Source organism: Bacillus nitratireducens (assembly GCF_036320425.1).
Classification (GTDB): domain Bacteria; phylum Bacillota; class Bacilli; order Bacillales; family Bacillaceae_G; genus Bacillus_A; species Bacillus_A nitratireducens.
In genome coordinates this window covers 1-3,595 of the sequence record NZ_JAUMJO010000030.1, presented here as the reverse complement: position 1 = coordinate 3,595, position 3,595 = coordinate 1, and the positions used below count along the sequence as shown (strand labels likewise).

Genomic DNA, 3,595 nt, shown 5'->3' with positions numbered 1-3,595 from the left:
AAAAGCTGAATTAGGAAATTACCTAGTTCAGTTTTTTATTTTAAAGAAAAGTATTATCTATATCTTTCAGCAAACTGTTCTGAATACATCTTTATATCATATTTCACATACACATAGGCTTCATTTACTGTTACATAGTATGTTTTACCTTTGCTATTGTGTACTTTATATTGTGGTGAGCCATTGACACTTACTTTCGCATCAATCGTGAATCCTAATCCTATATCTACAGAGCCAGCAACATCTTTATCTTGCCAAGCAGGGTATTATTGAAACGTAGATTATTAACCTTAGCAACAACATGCTTACCTACAAAGGGACTCCACAGTAATTTCTCCTATTATATATATAAATCATGCATAGTTAAATTGGTTTAACTTTATATGGAGCCAAAACCTCTAAAAACTTATTTTATAATTACATAAATAATCCCAATATATTTAAAACATGATATAATGATTCTTTGATTACTAGTAATTAGGGGGATATACTGCATGAACTATACACATATGCCAAAAGAAATAGGAATGATTAAGCGGACTCCATTCGCTTCGATACCGAAAAAATTCATCGGTATCGGTAAGATTGTTAAAAAACAAACAAAAGTGGAGCGCCCTACATTAACCCAAGACGAACAAGAAATTATTGAAAACAAGTTACTATGTTCATTTCTTTCTGAAGAGAAGATATTGATTACTTATTATAGAGATGGTCATTTGCTTACTAGATCTGTGACTGTAACTGACATAAATCCGATACAGAATTTAATAACTTGCACTGATGCATCTTATAACAGAATTTTCCTTAAATTTATAGATATAATTGATTTGAGATAAAAAACTTACAGTTTTTCTAATGTAGCCGGGAATATCAGACTTTGAAATAGAAAATATGAACTTAGAGGATAAGACTATGAAGATTATAAGGTCTATTTTTAACGCGTTTCGTTTACTGAGTAAAATTATGATTCCTAGTAGTTAACTGCGAGCGTATTGATGCGATTCTACTCTAATTGTGAATTTACATTTGAATAAATCGTCTGCCTAATCCATTTGATTATTCTGCTTTATATTAAAATGAATTTTTTATAATACTAGTCACACTAAAATAAGCTAAACATATTTTGAATTAACTAACGATACTCACTGATTTCCATAAAAGAGCTTCCGACCAGTAGACGGAGCTCTTTTTATTTTTCAAGCTGGCTACCAAATAATTTTTTTATTAAAAATTTTTCACATTTAAACCGGACAAGCGTATGTTATTCTATGGAAACCCTTCACGCATAGAAACCTACCTTTCAAAGAGCATGCTTATTAGTGTGCTCTTTTCACTTGCTACTAAATAACTATTTTATTTAGCTTTTTTTCATTAGAATTCTTTCTGGATCAATCTCCCAGTCTTCACAAATCCCACTTAGATCAAATGCAATACAATTACTTTTATGATGTACTTCCATACCACCCCCATCAAAATGTCTAGGACCTAATAATTCAATAAACTCTTTTAATTGGTCAAAACGAAGCCATATAATAAGTTTGTCGTCACGCCAATCCATTTCTTAATCTTCACACAAAATATATAAGTCTAATGCATCCATTTCCCGTTCCCCTTTTCGTATAATCTTTTTTATATCGTACATACTACCTACAAGCCGACTTCCCACGGCTTCACTCTTTTCAAATCGGGGCTCTCTCCCCCGTATTGTTTTAGAACATGGCAGGTAACTTAGTCAATTACCTGCCATCTTTACGTATAATTGTAAAAATCCTTGTCCACATTGCTTAGAGATAACATCTTAAGCCATTTGTCTCAAACTCCAGCACAAGGCATTCGTAAGGCCGTTCCGATAAAAGGTGCGGCCTTATTTTATCCCCGTTTCCCTCTTTTCGATTAAATTAACGCTTTTGTTTTATTTATAAATATCTATTTTCTTAACTACACATTTTCCGAGTGTTCCTGTGTCAATCTCTACTGTAGAAACACCAACTTTGTATCCTTTCTTTACATAAAAATCATAAAGCTCATCGGCCTGCTCTTGCGTATGACAATAAATAATGTCTAACACATTACTGTATAATTTCATCCCGTCACTTACTTTTCTATAAAATTCAAATTTGATCATTTATCAAAAACTTAAAATATACGAATGTAAAGTAAAATACTTGTTAAGATTGCTGTCATTCGCACTATTTGTTTCTCGAACGTTATATAACCAAGGTGCAAATTGATTAACTTTCCATACTGCTTATGTTGAGTGCTAGGAGAAATCCTAGCTTTTTTCTTTTTAAAAAGATCTCCTGCACCTGAATAAAACTAAATATTCCGTCAATAATGTAGGCAACATTATATTTTCTCCATCCCCCCCCTTGGAGATGAGCAGTTAGCTTTTTCTAGCTGCTATTTTTACAAATACTAATTAATTAAAACAAGTACATTTCAGAAAAGCTTCGTATGATATATTGTGTTCCATTCTTTGAGAAAACGAAACTCGTCACAAGAGTACTTTATTAAGTGCTCTTTTTGGGTTTTAAACTAATGAAAAATGAAATTTTCACCATAAAGGTAATTGTTAAATATTTTACGCTTATACAGTATAATAGGATAGTTATTGTGTATTGGCATTAAGAGGAGCGTCCTGATTAAACGCTTCTCTTTTTTTTATAAAATAGCTCCAAATAAATTGGATATATTAACCAATTTATTCACATCGAAATTTATGTTAAAGTCCCTTGTGAGTACGACATAACTCAACCCTATGAAGCTCTGCAGTATTCCAATTTCTATTCCAAAACTTGTCCTCACTTATTAGTTGTTCAAATATACCGGACCCCTTGTTACAGCAGACATTTAACTTAATTTTGCAAGGAGTCTTGAATAGCTCACTATTAAACATTACTGGAACGACCGGGCCTACGGGGCCTGAAGGACCTACTGGTTCAGGGACAGGAACAGGAGTCCCCAGGCCGCCAGGACCTACTGGACCTCAAGGTGTGCAAGGTATTCAAGGAACTGAAGGGACTGAAGGACCTACTGGGCCTCAAGGCGTGCAGGGCATTCAAGGAACTGAAGGGCCTGAAGGACCTACTGGACCTCAAGGCATGCAAGGTATTCAAGGGCCTGAAGGACCACCGGGACCTACTGGGCCTACAGGGCCGACGGGACCTGGATGTAATTTCCTTGTTTATGCTACAAACGCAGGAGCCATTGATGATCCTGCAGATGATACAGTATCTGTAATTAACACCGGAACAAATACAGTAGTCGATACAATCACTGTAGATAATGCACCTCTTGAAGTAACAGTTTCACCAAATGGGACTCGTGCTTATGTTACTAATATTTTTTCTAATACCGTTTCCGTTATTGATACTGCCACCAATACAGTTATCGCTACCATCCCTGTTGGAAATAATCCAATTGGTGTAGCTGTATCTCCAAATAACACAACTGTTTATGTTGGAAATCATGGTGATAATACAGTTTCTGTTATTAACGCTGCTACCAACACAGTTGTTGGTACCATTAATGTCGGAATCGCTCCGCAAGGAATTACTGTTTCTCCAAATGGGAGTCTTGCGTATGTTGCAAACGA

General features: G+C 34.8%; 3 protein-coding genes and 2 pseudogenes. 2 read left to right on the top strand and 3 right to left on the bottom strand.

Annotated elements, in window-relative coordinates; translation table 11 throughout:
- Positions 1-53: 53 nt before the first annotated feature.
- Positions 54-322 (bottom strand): annotated as a pseudogene (locus tag Q3V31_RS30535) (N-acetylmuramoyl-L-alanine amidase family protein); the annotation flags it as partial.
- A gap of 172 nt (positions 323-494) precedes the next feature.
- Between Q3V31_RS30535 and Q3V31_RS30530 the strand changes: the two are divergent.
- Complete coding sequence (locus tag Q3V31_RS30530) at positions 495-836, top strand: YolD-like family protein (protein WP_329767692.1); 342 nt, start codon at positions 495-497, stop codon at positions 834-836.
- Between the two features lie 521 nt (positions 837-1,357).
- Here the strand turns inward: Q3V31_RS30530 and Q3V31_RS30525 are convergent.
- Positions 1,358-1,558 carry a hypothetical protein gene (locus Q3V31_RS30525; RefSeq protein ID WP_000384074.1) on the bottom strand — a complete coding sequence of 67 codons (201 nt, stop codon included), beginning with the start codon at positions 1,556-1,558 and terminating at the stop codon, positions 1,358-1,360.
- A gap of 354 nt (positions 1,559-1,912) precedes the next feature.
- On the bottom strand, positions 1,913-2,125 hold the full coding sequence (locus Q3V31_RS30520; protein WP_002094916.1) for a hypothetical protein: 213 nt from the start codon (positions 2,123-2,125) through the stop codon (positions 1,913-1,915).
- Positions 2,126-2,765: 640 nt separating this feature from the next.
- Here Q3V31_RS30520 and Q3V31_RS30515 point away from each other — a divergent pair.
- Positions 2,766-3,595 (top strand): annotated as a pseudogene (locus Q3V31_RS30515) (YncE family protein); the annotation flags it as partial.

What these genes read in the sequence shown, in the direction of transcription:
- Q3V31_RS30525 (WP_000384074.1), bottom strand. Translation starts at nt 1,558, where the DNA reads ATGGATTGGCGTGACGACAAACTTATTATATGGCTTCGTTTTGACCAA.
- Q3V31_RS30530 (WP_329767692.1), top strand. Translation starts at nt 495, where the DNA reads ATGAACTATACACATATGCCAAAAGAAATAGGAATGATTAAGCGGACT.
- Q3V31_RS30520 (WP_002094916.1), bottom strand. Translation starts at nt 2,125, where the DNA reads ATGATCAAATTTGAATTTTATAGAAAAGTAAGTGACGGGATGAAATTA.